Origin of the sequence: Bradyrhizobium sp. B025 (assembly GCF_042257955.1) — a bacterium.
GTDB lineage: Bacteria > Pseudomonadota > Alphaproteobacteria > Rhizobiales > Xanthobacteraceae > Bradyrhizobium > Bradyrhizobium diazoefficiens.
In genome coordinates, this window is record NZ_CP170150.1 from 8,681,825 (window position 1) to 8,706,985 (window position 25,161).

The 25,161-nt window shown below is 65.1% G+C and carries 20 protein-coding genes; 3 read left to right on the forward strand and 17 right to left on the reverse strand.

The window, feature by feature from the left end:
- Positions 1-49: 49 nt before the first annotated feature.
- The 6 genes from ACE10W_RS41080 to ACE10W_RS41105 all read right to left on the reverse strand — a co-directional run bounded on the left by ACE10W_RS41080 (position 50) and on the right by ACE10W_RS41105 (position 7,005).
- Positions 50-1,696 carry an adenylate/guanylate cyclase domain-containing protein gene (locus ACE10W_RS41080; RefSeq protein WP_304549613.1) on the reverse strand — a complete coding sequence of 549 codons (1,647 nt, stop codon included), beginning with the start codon at positions 1,694-1,696 and terminating at the stop codon, positions 50-52.
- Between the two features lie 162 nt (positions 1,697-1,858).
- Complete coding sequence (locus ACE10W_RS41085; protein WP_011083271.1) at positions 1,859-2,266, reverse strand: F0F1 ATP synthase subunit epsilon; 408 nt, start codon at positions 2,264-2,266, stop codon at positions 1,859-1,861.
- Positions 2,267-2,352: 86 nt separating this feature from the next.
- Entirely contained in the window at positions 2,353-3,786 is a 1,434-nt protein-coding gene (atpD, locus tag ACE10W_RS41090) for a F0F1 ATP synthase subunit beta (RefSeq protein WP_011083272.1), read from the reverse strand.
- 82 nt (positions 3,787-3,868) lie between these two features.
- On the reverse strand, positions 3,869-4,741 hold the full coding sequence (locus ACE10W_RS41095; RefSeq protein WP_011083273.1) for a F0F1 ATP synthase subunit gamma: 873 nt from the start codon (positions 4,739-4,741) through the stop codon (positions 3,869-3,871).
- 174 nt (positions 4,742-4,915) lie between these two features.
- Positions 4,916-6,445 carry a F0F1 ATP synthase subunit alpha gene (gene atpA, locus ACE10W_RS41100; RefSeq protein ID WP_011083274.1) on the reverse strand — a complete coding sequence of 510 codons (1,530 nt, stop codon included), beginning with the start codon at positions 6,443-6,445 and terminating at the stop codon, positions 4,916-4,918.
- Positions 6,445-7,005 carry a F0F1 ATP synthase subunit delta gene (locus ACE10W_RS41105; RefSeq protein ID WP_011083275.1) on the reverse strand — a complete coding sequence of 187 codons (561 nt, stop codon included), beginning with the start codon at positions 7,003-7,005 and terminating at the stop codon, positions 6,445-6,447. The genes atpA and ACE10W_RS41105 overlap by 1 nt, the downstream gene beginning before the upstream one ends.
- A gap of 658 nt (positions 7,006-7,663) precedes the next feature.
- Here ACE10W_RS41105 and ACE10W_RS41110 point away from each other — a divergent pair.
- Complete coding sequence (locus tag ACE10W_RS41110; protein WP_011083276.1) at positions 7,664-8,161, forward strand: septal ring lytic transglycosylase RlpA family protein; 498 nt, start codon at positions 7,664-7,666, stop codon at positions 8,159-8,161.
- 232 nt (positions 8,162-8,393) lie between these two features.
- Here the strand turns inward: ACE10W_RS41110 and ACE10W_RS41115 are convergent, their stop codons facing one another.
- Positions 8,394-10,604: a primosomal protein N' gene (locus ACE10W_RS41115; protein WP_271554581.1), complete on the reverse strand. Its 2,211-nt coding sequence runs from the start codon at positions 10,602-10,604 to the stop codon at positions 8,394-8,396.
- Positions 10,605-10,716: 112 nt separating this feature from the next.
- On the opposite strand from ACE10W_RS41115, the gene ACE10W_RS41120 reads away from it, so the two are divergent.
- Together ACE10W_RS41120 and ACE10W_RS41125 are read left to right on the forward strand one after the other, a co-directional pair.
- Positions 10,717-11,682, forward strand: a complete 966-nt coding sequence (locus tag ACE10W_RS41120) for a tyrosine recombinase XerC (protein WP_011083278.1) — start codon at positions 10,717-10,719, stop codon at positions 11,680-11,682.
- Between the two features lie 100 nt (positions 11,683-11,782).
- Positions 11,783-12,373, forward strand: a complete 591-nt coding sequence (locus tag ACE10W_RS41125; protein WP_060909718.1) for a DUF4337 domain-containing protein — start codon at positions 11,783-11,785, stop codon at positions 12,371-12,373.
- A 196-nt stretch (positions 12,374-12,569) separates the two neighbouring features.
- Here ACE10W_RS41125 and ACE10W_RS41130 read toward each other — a convergent pair whose 3' ends face one another.
- From ACE10W_RS41130 to zapE, 10 genes are all read right to left on the reverse strand, one after another.
- On the reverse strand, positions 12,570-13,100 hold the full coding sequence (locus ACE10W_RS41130; protein WP_011083280.1) for a hypothetical protein: 531 nt from the start codon (positions 13,098-13,100) through the stop codon (positions 12,570-12,572).
- A 34-nt stretch (positions 13,101-13,134) separates the two neighbouring features.
- The gene (gene lpdA, locus ACE10W_RS41135; RefSeq protein WP_028174863.1) at positions 13,135-14,535 is read right to left on the reverse strand and encodes a dihydrolipoyl dehydrogenase; all 1,401 of its coding nucleotides are present in this window, start codon (positions 14,533-14,535) and stop codon (positions 13,135-13,137) included.
- Between the two features lie 56 nt (positions 14,536-14,591).
- Entirely contained in the window at positions 14,592-15,341 is a 750-nt protein-coding gene (locus ACE10W_RS41140; protein ID WP_304549618.1) for an SDR family oxidoreductase, read from the reverse strand.
- Between the two features lie 65 nt (positions 15,342-15,406).
- Positions 15,407-16,651 (reverse strand): 2-oxoglutarate dehydrogenase complex dihydrolipoyllysine-residue succinyltransferase, encoded by a 1,245-nt coding sequence (gene odhB, locus ACE10W_RS41145; RefSeq protein ID WP_060909716.1) that lies wholly within the window; start codon positions 16,649-16,651, stop codon positions 15,407-15,409.
- A 159-nt stretch (positions 16,652-16,810) separates the two neighbouring features.
- Positions 16,811-19,768 (reverse strand): 2-oxoglutarate dehydrogenase E1 component, encoded by a 2,958-nt coding sequence (locus ACE10W_RS41150; protein ID WP_304549620.1) that lies wholly within the window; start codon positions 19,766-19,768, stop codon positions 16,811-16,813.
- A 137-nt stretch (positions 19,769-19,905) separates the two neighbouring features.
- Positions 19,906-20,790: a succinate--CoA ligase subunit alpha gene (sucD, locus tag ACE10W_RS41155; protein ID WP_011083285.1), complete on the reverse strand. Its 885-nt coding sequence runs from the start codon at positions 20,788-20,790 to the stop codon at positions 19,906-19,908.
- Positions 20,791-20,824: 34 nt separating this feature from the next.
- A complete protein-coding gene (locus ACE10W_RS41160) occupies positions 20,825-21,304 on the reverse strand; it encodes a DUF1579 domain-containing protein (protein WP_011083286.1) in 480 nt (159 codons plus the stop codon).
- A 4-nt stretch (positions 21,305-21,308) separates the two neighbouring features.
- A complete protein-coding gene (gene sucC / locus ACE10W_RS41165; RefSeq protein ID WP_011083287.1) occupies positions 21,309-22,505 on the reverse strand; it encodes an ADP-forming succinate--CoA ligase subunit beta in 1,197 nt (398 codons plus the stop codon).
- 224 nt (positions 22,506-22,729) lie between these two features.
- Positions 22,730-23,698 (reverse strand): malate dehydrogenase, encoded by a 969-nt coding sequence (mdh, locus tag ACE10W_RS41170; protein WP_008145224.1) that lies wholly within the window; start codon positions 23,696-23,698, stop codon positions 22,730-22,732.
- Positions 23,699-23,960: 262 nt separating this feature from the next.
- Positions 23,961-25,145: a cell division protein ZapE gene (gene zapE, locus ACE10W_RS41175; RefSeq protein WP_304549626.1), complete on the reverse strand. Its 1,185-nt coding sequence runs from the start codon at positions 25,143-25,145 to the stop codon at positions 23,961-23,963.
- Positions 25,146-25,161 lie beyond the last annotated feature (16 nt).

Below are 25,161 nucleotides of genomic sequence, written 5' to 3' on the forward strand. Positions count from 1 at the left end.
GGGAACGCACCTTTGTTGGCGCGTTCGTCGGGCCCAATCAGAGCAAGCGCTAGTTCGTCGGCCCGACCGTAAACGGGCCGATCGCGATCACGTGGCAGTCGCTGTCGCGCCTCGCGCAATCGGCCAGCGCGGAATTGACCGCGGTCTGCTCGTCGGCGGCCTTCAGGCCGAGGCCGGGGCGTCCTGCGGTGCCGACGGCGACGGCATTCCAGCCCATGCCGTCCGCGAGCTTGCGCACGACCTCGTCGCGGGCGTCGGCCACGATCGAGGCATTGCTCGCAGCATGGAAGAAGCCGGTGATCCTGAGCAGGGTCGGAATCGGCACGACGAAATTATCGTCCACCGCGACGATCATGCAAGCGACGCCCGCGATCGCGCCGCACGATTCCAGCGCACGCCGCGCCGATTCCTCGGGCGATGATGAGCCCAGCACCATGAAATATTGTCCGCCCGGGCCGAGCGCGACCGACCGGGATTTCGCCGCCGGCACGAACATGTTCTCGAGCCGGACCTTTTGCGGATCGCGCACCATCGGAAAGTCCTTCGACGCAAAGGTTCGCTCGGTCATCGCGTCATGCCGAAAATAGGGAGACGGCGGCATCGGCGGCTTGCCATGCGTGTAGACGACATTGTTGCCGACCGCATAGAGCTCGCAGCGCCGCGGCGATTGCGCGGCATCGGCGCGCTTCTGGCACTGATCGAGCGCGGCGTTGCGCGCGGCCTCCTCGTTCGGCTGGTTCAACGCTGAACCGGTGAAGCCGCCGATATTGAGCGCGAAGGCCTTGTAGTCGCCGGCGGCGGAATAGTCCCCGGCCAGGTAGTTGCGGATGCGCTCGTTGATGAAGGGCACGCTGTCGGCAGCAAACTTGCCCGTCATCGGCGAGGCGGATGGCGACGGTGCGGGCATCGGAGCCATCGCAGCGCCGGCATTCGGCGGCGCCGTCGGCGCTACCTGCGCCTTTGCGAGCTGGGTCGGCGTCGCGCTCGGCGCGGCACTGGGTGTCGCGGCCGGCGTCGCCACGGCGGTCGCCGTCTGCTTGAGCTTGGTGTTGTAGAGGAAGCCGGTGACAACGATGGCAACGACCGAGACGACTGCCACCACCAGCGGCCACATCCACACGGGTGCGGCGGCGAGCCTGGAGGCGGGCTTCTTCAACTGCGGCTTCGAATAGCTGCCGTCCTCGCGCCGCATCGCCACCATGTAGGCATGCACCGGCGTCGGGATGTTCTTCACCTCCTGCGCGCCGATATCGGCGAACTGCACCGACAGCTTGTTGGCGACCTGCTCGTGCACGGCACGGGAAACGCAGATGCCGCCGACCTCGGCGAGGCCTTCCAGCCGCGCGGCGATGTTGACGCCGTCGCCGAGCAGATCGCCGTTGCGCTCGACCACGTCGCCGATGGTGATGCCGATGCGGAACGACATCTGCCGGCTCGGCGGATAGGCCATGTTGCGGGTCCGCAAGGACTCCTGGATGTCGATCGCGCAGCGCACCGCGTCCACCGCGCTCGGAAATTCCGCGAGCACGGCATCGCCGGCGGTGTTGAAGATGCGACCGTTCGCCTTTGCGATGAAATCGTCGATGACTTCGCGGTAGGAGGCCAGGCGCCGCAGCGTCTCCTCCTCGTCTTCCGCGACCAGCCTCGAATACCCGGCAATATCGGCTGCGAAAATCGCTGCGATCTTGCGTTTCATCTGTGACCCGCCCCGGAACAAATTCGCGGGCGAAGAATGCCGCTATCGGCTGCGCAGTGCAACAAAGTTTCAGCGCCCGCCACTTCCGTGACGAGCGCTGAACTTATTCAGGAATTTCTTGCAGGAATTTCGCGTTCGAGCCCCGAAGCGATGCCTCGGGGCTTAATGCATAGCCGTCGAGCTGAGCTGCTGCTGGATGCTCTTGTAGTGGTCCAGCCGCTCGATGGCCAGATCGAGCTCGCCGCCTTCGTGCTCCTTCAGGCCCTCCTCCATCTCCGCGATGGTCTCGGCGAACTGGGCACGATCGAGCTCGTCCAGCGAGGTCGCGACGTCGGCGAGCACGGTGAGGCCCTTTTCGGAGACTTCGGCGAGGCCGCCGAGCACGATGATCTTCTCGTGGCGGCCGGCGGTGGTGACGGTGAGGATGCCCGGCCGGATTGCAGCCACGACCGGCGCATGTCCCGCCAGCACGCCGAAGTCGCCCTCGACGCCGGGGATGTCGACCTGGTCGACCTCACCCGAGAATGCGAGCTTTTCCGGCGAGACGAGATCGAAGTGGAAGGTGGCCATGGAGAACCTGCGAATAGCGAGTGGCGAATGGCGAGCGGCGAGTGGGAGCGGCGACTATTCGCTACTCCCCATTCGCCATTCGCTTCTTAGGCCGCTTCAGCGGCGAGCTTCTTGCCCTTCTCGACCGCCTCTTCGATGGTGCCGACCATGTAGAAGGCGGCTTCCGGCAGGTGGTCGTACTTGCCTTCCACCAGGCCCTTGAAGCCCTTGATGGTGTCGGCGAGGTCGACGAACTTGCCGGGCGAGCCGGTGAAGATTTCGGCGACGTGGAACGGCTGCGACATGAAGCGCTCGACCTTGCGGGCGCGGGCCACCGTCAGCTTGTCCTCTTCCGAAAGCTCGTCCATGCCGAGAATGGCGATGATGTCCTGGAGCGCCTTGTAGCGCTGCAGGACCTGCTGGACCTGACGGGCGACCGCGTAGTGCTCCTCGCCGACGACCAGCGGGGAGAGCATGCGCGAGGTCGAGTCGAGCGGGTCCACCGCCGGGTAGATGCCCTTTTCGGCGATCGAGCGCGACAGCGTGGTGGTCGCGTCCAAGTGCGCGAACGAGGTCGCGGGCGCCGGGTCGGTCAAGTCGTCGGCCGGAACGTAGATGGCCTGCACCGAGGTGATCGAGCCCTTCTGCGTGGTGGTGATGCGCTCCTGCAGCGCGCCCATGTCGGTCGCGAGCGTCGGCTGATAACCCACCGCCGAAGGAATACGGCCGAGCAGCGCCGACACTTCCGAGCCGGCCTGGGTGAAGCGGAAGATGTTGTCGACGAAGAACAGCACGTCCTGGCCCTTGTCGCGGAAGTCTTCCGCGATGGTCAGACCGGTGAGCGCGACGCGGGCGCGGGCGCCCGGCGGCTCGTTCATCTGGCCGAACACCAGCGCGCACTTCGACTTCACGCTCGGATCCGGATTGTGCGGATCGGCGTTGACCTTGGACTCGATGAACTCGTGATAGAGGTCGTTGCCCTCGCGGGTACGCTCGCCGACGCCGGCGAACACGGAGTAACCACCGTGCGCCTTCGCGACGTTGTTGATCAGCTCCTGAATCAGCACGGTCTTGCCGACGCCGGCGCCGCCGAACAGGCCGATCTTGCCGCCCTTCGCATAGGGAGCCAGGAGATCGACGACCTTGATGCCGGTGACGAGAATTTCAGCTTCGGTGGACTGGTCGGTGTAGGTCGGCGCTTCCTGGTGGATGGCGCGCAGGCCTTCCGACTTGACCGGGCCGGCTTCGTCGATCGGCTCGCCGATGACGTTGATGATGCGGCCGAGCGTGCCTTCGCCGACGGGAACGCGGATCGGCGAACCGGTGTCGGTCACTTCCTGGCCGCGGACCAGACCCTCGGTGGTGTCCATCGCGATCGTGCGCACGGTGGATTCGCCGAGATGCTGGGCGACTTCGAGCACCAGGCGGTTGCCGCCGTTCTTGGTCTCGAGCGAATTGAGAATGGCCGGGAGGTGGCCTTCGAACTGCACGTCGACGACGGCGCCGATGACCTGGGTGACGCGACCGGACTGGGCTGCCATTGAATGTCTCCTTCGATCCGAACTTCTAGACCACGGTCAACTGACCGGGATGTTGGGTTTAACGGGCAATGAAGCGCCTTGATCAGACGGCCTCGGCACCCGAGATGATTTCGATCAGTTCCTTGGTGATCTGCGCCTGACGCGTGCGGTTGTAGACCAGCGTCTGCTTGCGGATCATCTCACCGGCGTTGCGCGTCGCGTTGTCCATCGCGCTCATCTGCGCGCCGTAGAACGAGGCGTTGTTCTCGAGCAGCGCGCGGAAAATCTGGACCGCGAGGTTGCGCGGCAGCAGGCGCGTGAGGATCTCGTCCTCTTCCGGCTCGTATTCGTAAGACGTCGTGCTGGCGGCAGTGCCCTCCTCGACGACCAGCGGGATGATCTGCTGGGCGGTCGGGATCTGGGCGATCACCGAGCGGAAGCGCGAATAGAACAGCGTGCAGACGTCGAATTCACCGGCCTCGAAGCGCGCCAGAACCTTCTTGGCGATGTCCTCGGCGTTGACGAAGCCGAGCTGGCGAACGCTGCGCAGGTCGAGATGCTCGACGATCTGCTTGTCGAACTGGCGGCGCAGCTGCTCGTAACCCTTGCGGCCGACGCAGAAGAATTTCACTTCCTTGCCCTGCGCCATCAGCGCCAGCGCGCGCTCACGGGCGAGACGCACGATCGAGGAGTTGAAGGCGCCGGACAGGCCGCGCTCGCCGGTGCAGACCAGCAGCAGGTGGACCTGGTCCCTGCCGGTGCCGGCCAGCAGCGCCGGCGCGCCGGGCGAGCCCGCCGCGGCTCCGGCGATGTTGGAAATCACCGCGCTCATCTTGTCGGCATAGGGACGCGCAGCTTCGGCCGCGGTCTGCGCGCGGCGCAGCTTCGAGGCCGCGACCATCTGCATGGCCTTGGTGATCTTTTGCGTCGCCTTGGTGGAGGCGATGCGGACGCGCATGTCTTTAAGTGACGCCATTCTTCGTCCCCGACGGTTCGAGCCCTTGCGGCCAAACCGCTAGCCTGTCTCTGTCGTCATGCCCGGGCCTGTCCCGGGCATCCACGTCTTCGTCTCCCACGCGGTAAGGCGTGGATGGCCGGGACATCAAATGCGAAGACGCGCTTCGCGCTTTTGGCCCGGCCGTGACGGTTCTTACGCGAAGCTCTTCGCAAAACCTTCGACCACCGACTTCAGCTTGGCAGCGGTGTCGTCGGAGAGGTCGCGGCTGTCGCGGATCGAATTGAGGATCTCGACGTTCTTGCCGCGCAGCAGCGAGAGCAGACCGTCCTCGAACGCGCGCACCTTGTTAACGGGGAGCGGATCGAGATAGCCGTTGGTGCCAGCCCAGATCACGCAGACCTGCTCTTCCATCTTCAGCGGCGAGAACTGCGGCTGCTTCAGGAGCTCGGTCAGGCGCGAACCGCGGTTGAGCAGGCGCTGGGTCGAGGCGTCGAGGTCGGAGCCGAACTGCGCGAACGCCGCCATTTCGCGATACTGCGCGAGCTCGCCCTTGATCTTGCCGGCGACCTTCTTGGTGGCCTTGGTCTGCGCGGACGAACCGACGCGCGACACCGACAGACCGACGTTCACCGCGGGACGGATGCCCTGGAAGAACAGGTCGGTTTCCAGGAAGATCTGGCCGTCGGTGATCGAGATGACGTTGGTCGGGATGTAGGCCGACACGTCGTTGGCCTGGGTTTCGATAATAGGCAGCGCGGTCAGCGAGCCCGAGCCATGATCCTTGCTGAGCTTCGCCGCGCGCTCGAGCAGGCGGGAGTGCAGATAGAACACGTCGCCCGGATAGGCTTCGCGGCCCGGCGGACGGCGCAGCAGCAGCGACATCTGGCGGTAAGCGACGGCCTGCTTGGACAGATCGTCATAGATGATGACGGCGTGCATGCCGTTATCGCGGAAGAATTCGCCCATGGTGCAGGCGGTAAAGGGGGCAATGTACTGCATCGGCGCCGGATCCGAGGCGGTGGCGGCGACGATGATCGAGTATTCGAGCGCGCCCTGCTCTTCCAGCACCTTCACGAACTGGGCGACGGTCGAACGCTTCTGACCGACTGCGACGTAGACGCAGTACAGCTTGATGTTCTCGTCGGGCTGCGCGTTGAGCGGCTTCTGGTTCAGGATGGTGTCGAGCGCGATCGCGGTCTTGCCGGTCTGGCGGTCACCGATGATCAGCTCGCGCTGGCCGCGGCCGATCGGGATCAGGGCGTCGATCGCCTTGAGGCCGGTCGCCATCGGCTCGCTCACCGACTTGCGCGGAATGATGCCGGGCGCCTTGACGTCGACGCGCATACGCTTGTCGGCCTGGATCGGGCCCTTGCCGTCGATCGGGTTACCGAGCGCGTCGACGACGCGGCCGAGCAGGCCCTTGCCGACCGGCGCGTCCACGATGGCGCGGGTGCGCTTGACGGTCTGGCCTTCCTTGATCTCGCGGTCGGCACCGAAAATAACGACGCCGACGTTGTCGGTTTCGAGGTTCAGCGCCATGCCGCGGGTGCCGTTCTCGAACTCGACCATCTCACCGGCCTGGACGTTGTCCAGACCGTAGACGCGGGCGATACCGTCGCCGACGGACAGCACCTGTCCGACTTCGGAGACTTCAGCTTCCTGGCCGAAATTCTTGATCTGGTCCTTGAGGATCGCGGAAATTTCCGCGGCGCGGATGTCCATCAGCCTGCCTCTTTCATCGCGTGCTTGATCGAATTGAGTTTGGTGCGAAGCGAACCATCCACCATGCGGCTGCCCAGCTTGACGACGAGGCCACCGATGATCGAGGGATCGACTTTCACGTTCAGCGCGACGTCCTTGCCGGTCACCGACTTCAGGGCAACCTTGAGGGCGTCGAGATTCTTGTCCGAGAGCGCCTCCGCCACGGTGACATCAGCGGTCGCCTCGCCCTTGAACTTGGCGACGAGGGCGCGGTAGGCGCGGATGACGTCAGCCACCACGAACAGGCGGCGGTTGGCGGTCAGCACTTTCAGGAAATTGGCAGAGATGCCGGCGATGCCGACCTTGTCCAGCACGGCCGTGAGGGCCCTGGACTGGGCATCGGCCGCGAACACCGGGCTGCGGACGAGGCGCTTCAGATCGGCGCTCTCGCCGAGCAAGGCCTCGAACCTGTCGAGGTCGGCCTTGACCTCGTCGACCGCTTTCTGGTCGCGGGCCAGTTCAAACAAGGCCGTTGCATAACGGCCGGACACACCGGAAACGGACGTATCTTCTGCAGCCACAGACGCGCTCTTTTTGCTGTCAAATTCGCAAGGGAAAAACCGTCGCCACGAAGCGGCGCCTAGCGATCCAAGCCCTTGGAATTCAAGCGGGACTTCGATTTTCGACCAGCACGGGAAGTGCCGGGCTCGTTAAAATCGCGGCTTTGCTAACATAGCAGGCGCGCACGTGCAACATGACGCCAAATTAAAGGCACGAGGTTCTGTCGCCAGTTCGTCGCACTCGACGGCGCTTCAATGACGAGGGGTCGGCGACCTCGACGATGACCTGCCACGCCACGGAATTGCCGCGAGCCTTGCGGCGGTGCGGCGCCGTTGGTTCCTGCTCTCAGCGCATAGCGGCCATGAACACGGATCGCTGAGGCGTGAATTCGGCCCCGGTCGCGCCGCCCGCTGAATACTTACCCAATTCTAAATGCTGAGAGCGATGACTTCACTCTACAGTATTCATAAGTAATAGTTAAGTTAATGAATCGTTAAAGTTAAAGATTACGGAATGTCGGATGAATATACCGGTAGGTCACAAGATATTTCACGACGAAACAGAATGGAATTACTGCCCAATTCATGCCGCATTGCGCAACGAAACGCCAAACCGCTCACAAACTGATGAGGGCTCCACTGGCCACATATGTGGCAATACTAGCTTAGGGACCACTAAATGCTGTCTTTCAAGACGCTGGGCACTGTGACCCGGCCGCGCACGGCGATCGCTTTCATAGCCGCAACCCTCTTCATCGGTGGAACCGCCACCGAAGCTTCCGCCAAATCCAGGCATCACCGGCACCATCATCGCCACCACGCCCAGACCGACGCCAATGCAGGCTCTGATTGGCGCAATGCCAATGCGGCGATGACGCCGTCCTCGGGCACCGGGCACAGCTTCTCCGGCATGGCCTCCTATTACGGCAACGAGTCCGGCAGCAGGACCGCCTCGGGCCAGCGCTTCAACCAGAACGCCATGACCGCGGCACACCGTTCGCTGCCGTTCGGCACCAAGCTGCGCGTCACCCACGGCGGCTCGAGCGTGATCGTCACCATCAATGACCGTGGCCCGTTCATTCGCGGCCGTGTGCTCGACCTCTCCACGGGCGCTGCCCGCGCCATCGGCCTCACCGGCGCCGGCGTCGGCCGCGTCACCGCGGAAGTCATCTCCTAAGGCGCCACGGCGCCTCACATTGCCCGCGCACTTTCCATCAGTTTGATGCGCGCATGAAACAAGCCCGCCGTCTTGGGGGACGGCGGGCTTTTTGTTGTCGTCATTCCGGGGCGATGCGCAGCATCGAGCCCGGAATCCATCGGGCGGCAGGGCCCGCGGTGAAATGGATTCCGGGCTCGCGACTTCGTCGCGCCCCGGAATGACAGCGGAGAATGTGGCGGCGACGGCAGCCTTACAAAAAGCTCTGCGGATCGACGTCCACCTCCAGCTTCTGATTGCCCTTCGGCTTCGGACAGACCGCGAGCCAGTTGCGCAAATAGTCCGACAGGTCGAAACCGCGCGCCGATTTCACCAGGATGCGGAAGCGGTAGCGGCCCTTGATGACGGCGAGCGGCGCTTCCGCCGGGCCCAGCACCACCACGCGCTCGTCGCGCGGCGCGAGCGCAACGAGGCGGCGGCCAAAGCCTTCCGCGCTCGGGCGGTCGCCGGCCGAGATGATCAGGCTGGCGAGCCGGCCGAACGGCGGATACAGCGTGCGCTCGCGAAGATCGATCTCGCTGTCGTAGAAGGCTTCGCGGTCGCAGGCGATCAGCGCCTTCATCACGGGATGATCGGGCTGGTGGGTCTGGAGATAGCCGACGCCGCGGCCCTGCTCGCGTCCGGCGCGGCCGATCACCTGGTTGAGCAACTGCCAGGTGCGTTCCGCCGCGCGCGGATCGCCATTGGAAAGGCCGAGATCCGCATCCACGACGCCGACCAGATTGAGCCGCGGGAAATTGTGGCCCTTGGCGACGAGCTGCGTGCCGATGATGATGTCGACGCGGCCCTCCGCGATCTCGGCAAGCTCGGAGCGCATGGTCTCGATCGAGGTGATGAGATCGCTCGACAGCACCATGGTGCGCGCCTCCGGGAACAGCGCGGCCGCTTCTTCCTGCAGGCGCTCGACGCCGGGGCCGACCGCGACCAGCGATTCCTCCGCCGAACAGTTCGGACAGACATGCGGGCGCGGCATCGAGAAGCCGCAATGGTGACAGACGAGGCGCTGGCGGAAGCGATGATCGACCAGCCAGGCATCGCAGATGGTGCAGGCGAAGCGGTGGCCGCAGGCGCGGCACAGCGTCAGCGGCGCATAGCCGCGGCGATTGAGGAACAATAGCGCCTGCTCGCGCCGCTCGATCGCGGTCCTGATCTCGCCCGCCAGGCGCGGCGAGATGAAGCGGCCGCGCGCCGGCGGCTCGCGGCGCATGTCGATCGCCTCGATATGCGGCATGTGCTGGCCGCCGAAGCGCGAGGGCAGCGCGATGCGCTGATAGCGGTTCTTGCGCGCATTGACCTCGGATTCGACCGACGGCGTCGCGGAGGCCAGCACGATCGGAATTTTTGCGATATGCGCGCGCACCACCGCCATGTCGCGGGCATGGTAATGCACGCCCTCGTCCTGCTTGTAGGCCTGGTCGTGCTCTTCGTCGACGACGATGAGGCCGAGATTGGCGTAGGGCAGAAACAGCGCCGAGCGCGCGCCGACCACGACCGGCGCGCTGCCTTCGGAGATCGCCGCCCAGTTGCGCGCGCGGGTGCGCGGGGTGAGCTCGGAGTGCCATTCGATCGGCCGCACGCCAAAACGCTGCGCGAAGCGGTCGAGGAACTGGCCGGTGAGCGCGATCTCCGGCATCAGGATCAGCGACTGCCTGCCGCGGCGGATCGCCTCCGCGACCGCCTCGAAATAGACCTCGGTCTTGCCCGAGCCGGTGACGCCGTCGAGCAGCGCGACGTGGAAGGTGCCGTTGGCCGCGAGCGCGCGCATCGTATCGACCGCGGTGCGCTGGAGCGGTGTGAAATCCGGCCGGCCGAAATCCGGATCGGGGGCCGGCGGCGGCGGCGGCGGCGGCATCGGCTCGACCGTGAGCGTGCCTTCGTCCACCAGGCCGTCGATCACGCCGGCCGAGACGCCCGCCTCCTTGGCCGCTTCGGACTTGCCGTGCAGCAGCCGGTCCGACAGCACCTCGATCACGCGTTGCCGCGCCGGCGTCAGCCGCCTGGGGGGATCGCCGACCAGGCGCACGCCGGGGCGCACCCGCTCGGGGCCGAGATTCTCGCCCATCCGCAGGCACATGCGCAGCACCATGCCGCGCGGGCTCAGCGTGTAATTGGCGACCCAGTCGACGACCGAACGCAACTCGGGCTTCAGCGGCTGGAGGTCGAGCTTCTCGCTGACCTCCTTGAGGCGGTTGTGCAGGCGCGGATCGGGATTGGCGTTTTCGGCCCAGACCACGGCGAGCACCTCGCGGGGCCCAAGCGGCACGCCGACGAGATCGCCCGCCTTCAGCTCCATCCCGCGCGGCACCTTGTAGGAATAGGTCTGGTCGAGCGCGACCGGCACCAGCACGTCGACCATGCGGGTCGCGTTGGCGGAGGCGGTGCTGCTGCGGGAGGTGTGGTCCATGAACTGAGAATCGGAACCCGGGGGCCTCAAGGCTAGCGCCGTGAGGCGGCCTTAGCGAACGATAAACGAGTGTGATGCGATATACTGTGCGGAATCACCACGTCCAGAGCGCATGAGCAAAGCGGCCGCCCCACAAATCGAGCTCGCCAGCGCCGATCCCTCGATCGCGCAGGAGATGACGCGCTGGCTGTCGCATCTCGGTGCCGAGCGGCGGCTGTCGCCGAAGACGCTGGAGGCCTATGGCCGCGACTTGCGGCAGTGCCTGGATTTCCTCTGCAATCACTGGGGCGAACGCGTCACGCTCAAGCGCTTCGCCGCGCTGGAGGCCACCGACGTGCGCGCCTTCATGGCGATGCGCCGGGCCGACGACATTGCCGGTCGCTCGCTGATGCGCGCGCTGGCGGGCCTGCGCTCGTTCGGCCGCTTCCTCGAGCGCGAGGGCAAGGGCAAGGTCGGCGCGCTCTCCGCGATCCGCGCGCCGAAAGTCGCAAAGAGCCTGCCGAAGCCGCTGCCGATGGCGTCGGCCAAACGTCTTGCGGACGCCGACGAGCGCGCCGGCGAAGAACGCGAGACCTGGATTCTGGCGCGCGATGCGGCGGTGATGGCGCTGCTGTATGGCTCCGGCCTGCGCATCTCCGAAGCGCTCGGCCTGAAGCGCCGCGAGGTGCCGAAGCCGGGCGAAGGCGACGTGCTCGTCGTCACAGGCAAAGGCAACAAGACCCGCATGGTGCCGGTGCTGCAGAACGTGCTGGCGCTGGTGCAGGAATATGTTTCGATGTGCCCGTATCCGCTGCCGGCGGAAGGGCCGATCTTCGTCGGCGCGCGCGGCGGTCCCTTGAGCCCGCGCATCATCCAGCTCGCGATGGAGCGGCTGCGCGGCGCGCTCGGCCTGCCAGACAGCGCGACGCCGCACGCGCTGCGCCATTCCTTTGCCACGCATCTTCTGTCGCGCGGCGGCGATCTGCGCGCGATCCAGGAACTGCTCGGCCATTCCTCGCTCTCGACCACGCAGATCTACACCGGCATCGATTCCGAGCGGCTGCTGGAAGTCTATGCGAGCGCGCATCCGCGGCGGTGAATTCTGACATCAAGCTGTCATAGCAAGCTCTTGGCGCGCATGCCTCTTGCGCGGCGCCCGCGGTTCGGTCAATCGTGGGGCATAAAGGCAGGAGGGATTTATGAGCGCACATGAAAGCATGGAGCATGCCGAGCACGCCGAACACGCGTCCGGCTCGAACAAGAAGATCGCCCTTCTGATCGCCGTGCTGGCCCTGTTCCTGGCGATCTCGGAGACGCTCGGCAAGGGCGCCCAGACCGAATCGATCAGCAAGAACGTCGAGGCCGCCAATCTCTGGGCGTTCTTCCAGGCCAAGAGCATCCGCCGCACCGTGGTGGTGACCGCGGCCGAGCAAGGCAAGCTCACGGTCGTCGGCGCGACCGACGACGCCATGAAGGCGGCGGTGCAGAAGCAGGTCGACGACTGGACCAAGACCGCGCAGCGCTATCGCTCCGAGCCCGAGACCGGCGAAGGCACCGAGCAGCTCGCCGAGAAGGCCAAGCATGCCGAGCACGAGCGCGACGAGGCGACTGCGAAATACCATCACTTCGAGCTGGCGTCGGCCGCCTTCCAGATCGGCATCGTGCTGGCCTCGGCCACCATCATCACCGGCATCTTCGCGCTCGCCTATGTCGGCGGCCTCCTGACGCTCGCCGGCCTGCTCATGACCGCGCTCGGCCTGTGGTGGCCGCATCTGCTGCATTTGCATTGAGGGGGTGAGGCGGCTTACTCCGCCGTCGTCCCGGCGAACGCCGGGACCCATACCGCGTGATCTATCGATTACTCGCGGTGGGAGTACCGAACGACGAATCTTCGCCAAACTACTCCCTGGGGTTATGGGTCCCGGCCTTCGCCGGGACGACACCTGAGAATTGGCGCGAGCCCTGGCTCGACAACTGAAAGCGCAATCACCGCGCCTGATGCACGCTCTTGCGGAAGCGCTGGATCAGGCGGAGCGTGCGGGCGGACCAGCCTTCGCCGTTGCCGGTGATCAGCTCGCGGATGCGCTGCTTGATCGGGTCGACCAGCAGGTGCGCCTTGGCACGCACCTTCATCACGAGATCGTAGATCCGCTCGAACCAGTGCATCTCCAAAAGCTTGTCGCGCGTGACGTCGAACACGAAGGCGGTGACGCCGACGCCGACGAGCTTTGCGAACAGGATCGTGAAGACGGCGCTGGTCCAGTATTCATGCGTGAGCAGCCACAGGCCGACGAGCTTGAGCGGAAACAGCGGGATGATGGGGACCGCGAACACGATCAGCGTCATGGCCGGCGACAGCGCGTCGACACGCTCCGTCAGCCATTGCTTGAAGCGCGCGAGCGGGATAGCTGCGACAACCCGCGCGACGATCGGTTCGAGATGGTCCCACAGCCAGGCTTCGATCAGGAAAATGATCGCAAGCAGGACCCAGACCGGTTGGAGAAGGCGGCGCAGCATGTGTTGTCCCGCCCGATTCGGCTCGGGGCGTCGCCTACATATGGATGGCCCGCTTGCCGACTGCAAGCGCGGCTTCCTTGATGGCCTCCGAGCGGGTCGGATGCGCGTGGCAGGTGCGCGCGAGATCCTCCGCACTGCCGCCAAACTCCATGAGAACGCACGCTTCATGGATCATTTCGCCGGCTTCGCGGCCGATAATGTGCACGCCGAGCACGCGATCGGTCTTCGCATCTGCGAGAATCTTCACAAAGCCATCGGTGGTCTGGTTGACCTTGGAGCGGCCGTTGGCGGTAAAGGGAAACTTCCCGACGGTATAAGCCACGCCCGCCTGCTTCAGTTCCTCCTCGGTCTTGCCGACGGAGGAGACTTCCGGCGTGGTATACACGACGCCTGGGATAACGTCGTAATTCACGTGGCCGGCCTGGCCTGCGATGATCTCGGCAACCGCAACGCCTTCGTCCTCGGCCTTGTGCGCGAGCATCGGGCCCGCGACGACGTCGCCGATGGCATAGACGCCCTTCAGGCTGGTGGCGAAATGCGGATCGATCTGCACGCGGCCGCGATTGTCGAGCGCAACGCCGGCTTCCTTCAGGCCGAGCCCATCGGTGTAGGGCACGCGGCCGATGCAGACGAGCACGACGTCGGCTTCCAGCGTCTCCGCAGCGCCGCCGGCGGCGGGCTCGATCGTCGCCTTCAGCGTCTTGCCGGAGGTATCAACGGCGGTGACCTTGGCGCCGAGCTTGAATGCAAAGCCCTGCTTCTCGAGGATGCGCTGGAATTGCTTGGCGATCTCGCCGTCCATGCCGGGCATGATGCGATCCAGGAATTCGACGACGACGACTTCGGCGCCGAGCCGCTTCCACACCGAGCCGAGCTCAAGGCCGATCACGCCGGCGCCGACGACGAGCAGCTTGCCGGGGACCTTGTCCAGCGACAGCGCGCCGGTGGACGAAACGATGCGCTTCTCGTCGATCTCGATGCCCTTGAGACGCGCGATGTCCGAGCCGGTGGCGATCACGATGCTCTTGGTCTCGACGACCTGCGACTTGCCGTCGGCGGAGACTTCGACCTTGCCGGTGCCAAGGATCTTGCCGGTGCCCTTGAGCACGTCGATCTTGTTCTTCTTCATCAGGAACTCGACGCCCTTGACGTTGCCGTCGATGCCCTGCTGCTTGAAGTTCATCATCGCCGGCAGCTCGAGCTTCGGCGCGGAGACCGACACGCCCATCTTGGCGAAGGAGTGCGCGGCCTCCTCGAACATTTCGGAGGCGTGCAGCAGCGCCTTCGAGGGCATGCAGCCGACATTGAGGCAGGTGCCGCCGAGCGTTGCGTTCTTTTCGACCACGGCGACTTTCATGCCGAGCTGGGCTGCGCGCACCGCGCAGACATAACCGCCCGGTCCGGTGCCGATGACGACGAGATCGTAGGTAGCCATGAGAGAAAGTCCCGTGAGTTTAGCGTGGAAAGATGCGTCAGCGTCCGCGCGGCGCGTCAGCGTCCGCCGGACACATCGAGAATGGCTGAGGTGACGTAGGAGGCATCGTCCGACATCAGCCAGACGATGGCGTTGGCGATTTCCTCGGCGGTGCCGACGCGCTTCATCGGCACCAAATGGGCCAGACGATGGGCGCGGTCGGGCTCGCCGCCGGCGGCGTGGATTTCGGTGTCGATCAGGCCGGGCCGGATCGCCGCGACGCGGATGCCTTCGCCAGCGACCTCGTAGCCGAGCCCGACGGTGAAGGAATCGACCGCGCCCTTGGATGCGGCGTAATCGACATAGGTGTTGGGTGCGCCGAGCCGAGCTGCGACCGACGACAGGTTCACGATGACGCCGCCCTTGCCGCCGTGCCTGGTCGACATCCGCTTCACCGCCTCGCGCGCGCAGAGGATGGAGCCGGTGACGTTGACCGCCATCACGCGCTGGATGCGTTCGGCCGACATCTCGTCGACGCGCACGCCGCTCTTGCCGACGATGCCGCCGTTGTTGACGAGTGCGCCGAGCGTGCCGAACTTGTCCGCCTGCTTGAACAGCTCGAGGATGTCGCTTTCCTCGGCGACATCGCATTTCACCGCGATGGCCTTGCCGTTGCTGGCCGCGATCTGCGCGACGACTTCATCCGCAGCCTGCTTGTTGCTGGCGTAGCCGACCACGACACGGAAGCCGCGTGCGGCCGCCGCGATCGCGGTCGCCCGCCCGATGCCGCGGCTCCCGCCGGTGATGACAACGACTTTATGGGTCATGCGCGCCTCCATGGTTCGACACGCGCCGTCGCGTGAGGGCGACGGCGCTCGCAGAGCATCAGCGATCAGAGATCGAGCACCAGGCGCGCCGGATCTTCCAGGCTCTCCTTGACGCGGACGAGGAAGGTGACGGCTTCCTTGCCGTCGATGACGCGGTGATCGTAGGACAGCGCCAGGTACATCATCGGGCGGACCTCGATCTTGCCGCCGACGACCATCGGCCGCTCCTGGATCTTGTGCATGCCGAGGATGCCGGACTGCGGCGCGTTGAGGATCGGGGTCGACATCAGCGAACCGTAGATGCCGCCATTGGTGATGGTGAAGGTACCGCCCTGCATCTCGTCGATCTTGAGCTGGCCGTCACGGGCGCGGCGGCCGAAATCGGCGATGCCCTTCTCGATGTCGGCGATCGACTTGTGGTCGCAGTCACGCACCACGGGCACGACGAGGCCCTTGTCGGTGCCGACGGCGACGCCGATGTGATAGTAGTTCTTGTAGATCAGGTCGGTGCCGTCGATCTCGGCGTTGACGGCCGGGATGTCCTTCAGCGCCTGCACGACGGCCTTGGTGAAGAAGCCCATGAAGCCGAGCTTGCTGCCGTGCTTTTTCTCGAACGCGTCCTTGTAGTGCGCGCGCAGCGCCATGACGTTGGTCATGTCGACCTCGTTGAAGGTCGTGAGCATCGCCGCGGTGTTCTGCACGTCCTTGAGGCGGCGCGCGATGGTCTGGCGCAGCCGGGTCATCTTGACGCGCTCTTCGCGGGCGGCGTCATCGGCCGGCGACAGCGCGCGGACCTGAACGGCGGCGGCGGGCTGGTTGACCGGGGTCGGCGCGGAAGCGGCGCGCTCGATCGCGGCGAGCATGTCGCCCTTGGTGACGCGGCCGTCCTTGCCGGAGCCCGGAACGGTCGAAGCGTCGATGCCGGTCTCGGCCGAGAGCTTGCGCACGGAGGGGGCGAGCGGAGCATCGGCCGGCGGCGCCTTCGCGGCCGGAGCCGGTGCGGCAGCAGCCGCCGCGGCGGCCGGAGCAGCAGCGGGCTTGGCGGGAGCAGCGGCTGGCTTGGCCGCGCCGGCGGCGCCTTCGGTGATCTGGCCGAGCAGCGCGCCCACGGCAACGGTCGCGCCGTCAGCGGCGATGATCTCGCTCAGCGTGCCGGCGGAGGGCGCCGGGACTTCGATGGTGACCTTGTCGGTCTCGAGCTCCACCAAGGGCTCGTCAACGGCGACGGGGTCGCCGGCCTTCTTGAACCAGCGGCCGATGGTGGCCTCGGTGACGGATTCGCCGAGCGTCGGCACACGAATTTCAGTCATGGTCTTTTCCTTAAGGGATCGCCAATGCGGTCATGAATTCCAATTGTCACGGCCAGCGAAAAGCAGGCCATCCAGCAAGCCGGGACGTTCGCATTCACGAGGACGCCATGGCATGCCGGATGCCCCGCTTTTGGCGGGGCATGACGCAGTTCAAAAAGTTCAGCTCAGTGCTTCGTCCAGGAACGCCTTCAGCTGAGCCTGATGCTTGGACATCAGACCCGTGGCGGTCGCGGCGGAAGCGGCGCGGCCGACATAACGCGGACGCCGGCTCACACCGTTCACCTGGTTCAGCACCCACTCCAGATAGGGCTCGATGAAGTGCCAGGCACCCATGTTGCGGGGCTCTTCCTGGCACCACACCACTTCGGCCTTCTTGAAGCGCGACAGCTCGGCCACCAGCGCCTTCAGCGGCACCGGATAGAGCTGCTCGACGCGCATCAGGTAGATGTCGTCGATGCCGCGCTTCTCGCGCTCCTCGTAGAGGTCGTAATAGACCTTGCCGGAGCAGAGCACGATGCGGCGGATCTTCTCGTCCGGAACGAGCTTGATGGCATCGGTCGGCAGCATCTGGGCGTCGTCGTACAGGATGCGGTGGAAGGTCGTTCCCTTCGCAAGCTCCTCGAGACGCGACACCGCCCGCTTGTGACGCAGCAGCGACTTCGGCGTCATCAGGATCAGGGGTTTACGGATCTCGCGATGCAGCTGCCGGCGCAGCACGTGGAAGTAGTTCGCCGGCGTGGTCGGGTAGACCACCTGCATGTTGTCTTCCGCGCACATCTGCAAGTAACGCTCGAGGCGCGCCGAGGAGTGCTCCGGTCCCTGCCCTTCATAGCCGTGCGGCAAGAGGCAGACGAGGCCGGACATGCGCAGCCATTTGCGCTCGCCCGAGGAGATGAACTGGTCGAACACGACCTGCGCGCCGTTGGCGAAGTCGCCGAACTGCGCTTCCCACAGGGTCAGCGTGTTCGGCTCGGCGAGCGAATAGCCATATTCGAAGCCGAGCACGGCTTCTTCCGACAGCAGCGAGTTGATGACCTCGTAATGGCCCTGCTCGTGGCCGAGATGGTTGAACGGCGTGTAGCGGCTCTCGTCTTCCTGGTCGATCAGGACCGAGTGGCGCTGCGAGAAGGTGCCGCGCTCGGAATCCTGGCCGGACAGCCGGACGTGATGGTTCTCGTTGAGCAGCGAGCAGAACGCCAGCGCTTCGCCGGTCGCCCAGTCGATGCCGGCGCCGCTGTCGATCGCCTTGGAGCGGTTCTCCAGGAAGCGCTGGATGGTGCGGTGGACGCGGAAACCATCCGGTACCTTGGTGATCTTGCGGCCGATATCCTTCAGCGCGGTGATGTCGACGCCGGTGACGCCGCGGCGGGCGTCCTCTTCCTGGTCGGCGATCTTGAAGCCCGCCCACTTGCCGTCGAGCCAGTCGGCCTTGTTAGGCTTGTAGGAGGTGCCGGCCTCGAACTCGGCATCGAGCCGCGCGCGCCAGTCGGCCTTGGCCTTGTCGACCTCGCCCTCGGTCATCACGCCTTCGCTGATGAGGCGGCGGGCGTAGAGCTCGAGCGTGGACGGATGCGCCGCGATCTTCTTGTACATCACCGGCTGGGTGAACGCCGGCTCGTCGCCCTCGTTATGGCCATGCCTGCGGTAGCAGAACATGTCGATGACGACGGGCTTGTGGAATTTCTGCCGGAACTCGGTCGCGACCTTGGCTGCGAACACCACGGCTTCCGGATCGTCGCCGTTCACATGGAAGATCGGCGCGTCGATCATCTTCGCCACATCCGACGGATAGGGCGAGGAACGCGAGTAACGCGGATAGGTGGTGAAGCCGATCTGGTTGTTGACGATGAAGTGCACGGAGCCGCCGGTGCGGTAGCCCTTCAGGTCCGACAGACCGAAGCATTCCGCGACCACGCCCTGGCCGGCGAACGCGGCGTCGCCGTGCATCAGCAGCGGCATGACGGAGATGCGCATATCCGGCGGATCGCCGTGCTGGTCCTGCTTGGCGCGGACCTTGCCGAGCACGACGGGATCGACGATCTCGAGATGCGAGGGATTGGCGGTCAGCGACAGATGGATGCGGTTGCCGTCGAACTCGCGGTCCGAGGAGGCGCCGAGGTGATACTTGACGTCGCCGGAGCCTTCGACCGCGTCGGGGTTGGCCGAGCCCCCCTTGAACTCGTGGAACAGCGCGCGGTGCGCCTTGCCCATCACCTGGGTGAGCACGTTGAGGCGGCCGCGATGCGGCATGCCCAGCACGATTTCCTTCACGCCGAGATTGCCGCCGCGCTTGATGATCTGCTCGAGCGCGGGGATCAGGGATTCAGCACCGTCGAGACCGAAACGCTTGGTGCCGGTAAACTTGGTATCGCAGAACTTTTCAAAGCCCTCGGCTTCGACCAGCTTGGTCAGGATAGCGCGGCGGCCTTCGCGGGTGAACGAGATTTCCTTATCCGGTCCCTCGATGCGCTCCTGGATCCAGGCCTTCTGCGCGGCATTGCTGATATGCATGAACTCGACGCCGAGCGTCTGGCAGTAGGTGCGCTCGCAGATCGCGGTGATCTCGCGCAGCGTGCCGTATTCGAGGCCGAGCACGTGATCGAGGAAGATCTTGCGGTCAAAATCGGCTTCGCTGAAGCCGTAGGTGCGCGGGTCGAGCTCTTCGCGGTTGCGCGGCGCCTCGATGCCGAGCGGATCGAGCTTGGCGTGGAAGTGGCCGCGCATGCGGTAGGAGCGGATCAGCATCAGGGCGCGGACCGAGTCGCGCGTCGCCTGGAGCAGATCGGCGGAGGAGATATCGGCGCCCTTGGCCTGCGCCTTGGCGGCGATCTTGCCGCCGACCGCCTTCTCGACCTCGGCCCAATTGCCGTCGAGGGCGGAGGTCAGGTCGTCCTGCGGCGTCAGCGGCCAGTTGGCGCGCTCCCAGGACGGGCCCTCGGCGTTCTTGCGGACGTCGTCCGGCTGGTCCTTCAGGCTCTTGAAGAACTCCTGCCACTCGGCGTCAACCGAGGACGGGTCCTTCTCGTAGCGGGCGTAGATTTCGTCGATGTAGGTGGCGTTGGTGCCCTGCAAAAAGGATGAGAGGGCAAAGGCTGCGTTCGCGTCTTGGCGAGACATACTTGAGTTCCTGGCGATTTCGGTTCGCGCATAACAAACGGCGCTGGCGCTGGGCTCCCCGGCAGAGGCCCAGCGCGATTGGCACCATTTACCCTATTTGCTGCGAAACTTCGCCCGGAAAAGCACGAAGAAGTGAATTAGCCTTTCAACTTTTCGGCAAGCGTGTGCCCGAGGCGGGCGGGAGACGGCGACACTGTAATCCCAGCCGATTTCATCGCGTCGGTCTTGGAACCGGCGTCGCCCTTGCCGCCCGAAATGATCGCGCCGGCATGACCCATGCGGCGGCCGGGAGGGGCGGTGACGCCGGCGATGAAGCCGACCATCGGCTTCTTGCGGCCGCGCTTGGCCTCGTCCTTGAGGAACTGGGCGGCGTCCTCCTCGGCGGAACCGCCGATCTCGCCGATCATGATGATCGATTCCGTCTTGGGGTCGGCGAGCAGCATTTCCAGCACGTCGATGAACTCGGTTCCCTTGACCGGGTCGCCGCCGATGCCGACCGCGGTGGTCTGGCCGAGGCCTTCCTGCGAGGTCTGGAACACGGCTTCATAGGTCAGCGTGCCGGAGCGGGAGACGATGCCGACGCTGCCGGTCTTGAAGATGTTGGCCGGCATGATGCCGATCTTGCATTCGCCGGCGGTCATGACGCCCGGGCAGTTCGGCCCGATCAGGCGGGACTTGGAACCGGCCAGCGAGCGCTTCACGCGGACCATGTCGATGACCGGAATGCCTTCGGTGATGCAGACGATCAGCGGGATCTCGGCGTCGATGGCTTCGCAGATCGCATCGGCCGCGCCCGGCGGCGGCACGTAGATCACCGACGCGTCCGCGCCGGTCTTCTCACGCGCGTCGCGCACGGTGTCGAACACCGGCAGGCCCAGATGCGTCGAACCGCCTTTGCCCGGCGAAGTGCCGCCGACCATCTTGGTGCCGTAGGCAATCGCGGCCTCCGAATGGAAGGTGCCGTTCTTGCCGGTGAAGCCCTGGCAGATGACCTTGGTGTTCTTGTCGATCAGGATGGACATGAGGTCTGCTTTCGCGAAACTAACGAGTGAGAGGTCAGTGGATGCGGCGGTAGACGCCGGTGAGCACGTCAGCCCAGCCTTCCGCGTCCGGCGAGAACTGGATCTTCAACGAGTAGGAATTGTCGTCGATGATCTCGTAGACGTGGCGCGCATTGCCGCGGAGCGAGCCGCGCACCAGCGTCAGGGTCTTGCCGACCCACCCGCCGGAGGCGGGCGAAGGCGGCGTGTAGCCGAGCGAGTCGTACCAGAACAATTTGTAGGTCCGGTCCTCGCGGTCGAAGGTGAAGATGCCGTGGGTGGCGAAGATCTGCTTGCCGTCGCGCATCTGCACCGAGTCCTGGATCAGGTAGAACCCGTTGAGATCCATGCGCGCGACGGTGTGCGAGGTGGCCGGCCCGCCCGCCGTCCAGCGCGACGGGAAGACCACCTCTTCGCCATCCCATTCGCCGGCGAACGCGGCGAGACGCGCGTGCTCTGCAAGCGGAGATGATGCGGCGAGATGGTCCTGGGCCATGGCGTTAGCCTCCCTTGACGGCCTTCACGATCTTCTGCGCGGCGTCGTCGAGATTGTCGGCCGGCACCACGTTCAGACCGGATTCAAGGATGATCTTCTTGCCGAGCTCGACATTGGTGCCTTCGAGGCGAACCACCAGCGGCACGCTGAGGCCGACCTCGCGCACGGCGGCCGTGACGCCCTCGGCGATCACGTCGCACTTCATGATGCCGCCGAAGATGTTGACCAGGATGCCTTTCACGTTGGGATCGGCGGTGATGATCTTGAACGCGGCCGCGACCTTCTCCTTGCTGGCGCTGCCGCCGACGTCGAGGAAGTTCGCCGGCGCCATGCCGTAGAGCTTGATGATGTCCATCGTCGCCATCGCGAGACCGGCGCCGTTGACCATGCAGCCGATGTTGCCGTCGAGGGTGACGTAGTTGAGGTCGTACTTGGACGCCTCGATTTCCTTGGCGTCTTCCTCGGTCTCGTCGCGCAGCGCGAGCACCTCGGGATGACGGAACAGCGCGTTGTCGTCGAACGACACCTTGGCGTCGAGCACGCGGAGCTGACCCTGCTTGGTCACGACCAGCGGGTTGATCTCCAGCATCGACATGTCCTTGGCGACGAATGCCGCGTAGAGCTGCGCGGTGAGCTTCTCGGCCTGCTTGGCGAGATCGCCCGAGAGCTTCAGCGCGTTGGCGACGGTGCGGCCGTGATGGCCCATGATGCCGGTCGCGGGATCGACCGAGAAGGTGACGATCTTTTCGGGCGTGTTGTGCGCGACGTCCTCGATGTTGACGCCGCCTTCGGTCGATACGACGAACGAGACGCGCGAAGTCTCGCGGTCGACCAGCAGCGAGAGATAGAACTCCTTGTCGATGTCGGAGCCGTCCTCGATGTAGAGGCGGTTGACCTGCTTGCCGGCAGGGCCGGTCTGGATCGTCACGAGCGTCGCGCCGAGCATCTGCTTGGCGAATTCGGAGACCTCGGCGGCCGACTTGGCGATGCGGACACCGCCCTTGTCGCCGGCGGAGGCTTCCTTGAACTTGCCCTTGCCGCGGCCACCGGCATGGATCTGGCTCTTTACCACATAGACCGGACCAGGTAGCGCCTTGGCGGCGGCCTCCGCGTCTGCGGCTTTAAGGACCGGCACGCCCTTGGAGATTGGAACGCCGAACTCGCCCAGCAGCGCTTTGGCCTGATATTCATGGATATTCATATGGTCGCTCCCTGAATCCGCGGGCGGTGACCTCGTAGGCCCACCTCAGTCTTGTGGCTGGCATACCATATACCACAGGAACTGCAACCCGGATTCTTTGACATCGAGATCTTTGGACTGCTGAGCCGGAACCCGCCAGGCCTTCAACAAGAGTTGCTGCCGGGCCCCAGAAGTGAAACCGCCGAAGACCGGTTTTCCGATCTTCGGCGGGATTTGTTTGCGCCTTAGCGGCCGAGAAGATCGGGGGCGATCTTCTTGCAGGCGTCGACCAGGCCCTGCACCGCGCCGACCGACTTGTCGAAGGCCTCGCGGTCCTTGCCGGCGAGCTCGATCTCGACGACGCGCTCGACACCCTTGGAGCCGATCACGACGGGCACGCCGACATACATGTCCTTCACGCCGTATTCGCCGTTGAGGTAGGCGGCGCTGGGCAGCACGCGCTTCTTGTCACGCAGATAGCTCTCGGCCATCGCGATCGCGGAAGCGGCCGGGGCGTAGAAGGCCGAGCCGGTCTTGAGCAAATTGACGATCTCGGCGCCGCCGTTGCGGGTGCGGTCGACGATCTCGTCGAGGCGCGCCTGCGAGGTCCAGCCCATCTTGACGAGGTCAGGCAGCGGGATGCCGGCGACGGTGGAGTACTTCACCAGCGGCACCATGGTGTCGCCGTGGCCGCCGAGCACGAAGGCGGTGACGTCTTCAACGGAGACGTTGAATTCGTCGGCCAGGAAGTAGCGGAAGCGCGCCGAGTCCAGCACGCCGGCCATGCCAACGACCTTCTTGTGCGGCAGGCCCGAGGCCTTCTGGAGCGCCCACACCATGGCGTCGAGCGGGTTGGTGATGCAGATGACGAAGGCGTCGGGGGCATACTTCTTGATGCCGGCGCCGACCTGCTCCATGACCTTGAGGTTGATGGAGAGGAGATCGTCGCGGCTCATGCCGGGCTTGCGCGGGACGCCGGCGGTGACGATGCAGACCTTGGCGTTGTCGAGCGCCTCGTAGGAGTTCGCGCCGGTGTAGTGGGCGTCGAAGCCGTCGACCGGGGAGGACTGCGCAATGTCGAGCGCCTTGCCCTGCGGCACGCCCTCGGCGATGTCGAACATCACGACGTCGCCCAGTTCTTTCAGGCCGATGAGGTGAGCCAGCGTTCCGCCGATCTGACCGGAGCCAATCAAAGCAATCTTGTCGCGCGCCATGTGAACCTGTCCTTTAGACACGTAAGGAGGGGAAAACTGACAGGGTGGTTATCCCTTTCGCTTCGCCCGTTCAAGTCGGTGGATGCCCAATTGTCGGGCTTGCCGAGATCGCAGCCAGCATACCCCCGTCCGTCATTCCGGGATGCGCCGACAGGCGCAGGCCCGGAATCCATCGGGCTGCAGAGTTAGTGGCGCGATGGATTCCGGGCTCGCGACTTTGTCGCGCCCCGGAATGACGGCGGAGAAAATGGTGAAATAGGACTTAAGTCTCCACCAGGCCCTTGGTGGAGCCGCTGGCGGTGGAATCCTTGCGGCCGTGAGGCAGCGCCAGATAGGATTCCGAGCTCATTTCGATCAGCCGCGAGGCGGTCCGCTTGAACTCGTTGGCCTCGTTGCCCTCATCGGCGAGGTACAGCGAGATCGGGTTGGCGTCGGCCGAGGCCATCAGCTTCACGGCATTGTCATAGAGCGTATCGATCAGCGTGATGAAGCGCTTGGCGGCGTTGCGCTGGGAGAAGTCCATCACTGGAATATGGTCGACCAGGATGGTGTGATAGTCGTGCGCGAGCCTGAGGTAATCCGATGCGCCGAGCGGCTTCTCGCAGAGATCGGCGAACGAGAACCGCGCCACGCCATGGGCCGAGCACGGCACGTGCAGGATGCGGCCCTTGATCAAAATATCGCGCGACTTGCATTTGGCGCTGCCGCTCATCCGCGACCAGGCGCGGTCGAGGGCTGCGTCCGCATCGCCATCCGCCGGCGTCAGCCACATCGGCACGCCCTGAAGCTTCTCCAGCCGGAAGTCGGTGCGCGCATCGAGCCGCGCCACGTCCATGTGGTCGGTGATCTGCTTGATGAAGGGCAGGAACAGCGAACGGTTGAGGCCGCCCTTGTAGAGATCGTCGGGCGCGACGTTGGAGGTTGCGACCACCACGGTGCCGAGCTCGAACAGCTTTGCGAACAGGCGGCCGAGGATCATGGCGTCCGCGATGTCGGTGACGTGGAATTCGTCGAAGCAGAGCAGCCAGCTCTCCTCGAAGATCGCGTTCGCGGTCAGCGCGATGACGTCGCCGTCGGCGATCTCGCCGCGCGCGATGCTCTGGCGATAGTCGTAGATGCGCTCGTGCACATCGGCCATGAATTCGTGGAAATGCGCGCGGTGCTTGTGCTCGACCGAGGAGTGCTGGAAGAACAGGTCCATCAGCATGGTCTTGCCGCGGCCGACCTCGCCATGGATGTAGAGCCCGTGCGGCGCCTCGTCCTTGTCACTGCTGAACAGACGGCTGAGCAGGCCCTGCTTGCGCTGCGGCTTGTAGCTGCCGAGCCGCTGGTCGAGCGCCGCATAGGCTTCGGCGACTTCGGCCTGCGCGGCATCGGGCTCGATCGCGCCGTCGGCGATCTGGGCCTGATAGGCCTCGCGGAATGGGGAACTGGGGGTCGAGAGCATGGCTCTTTACCGCCAG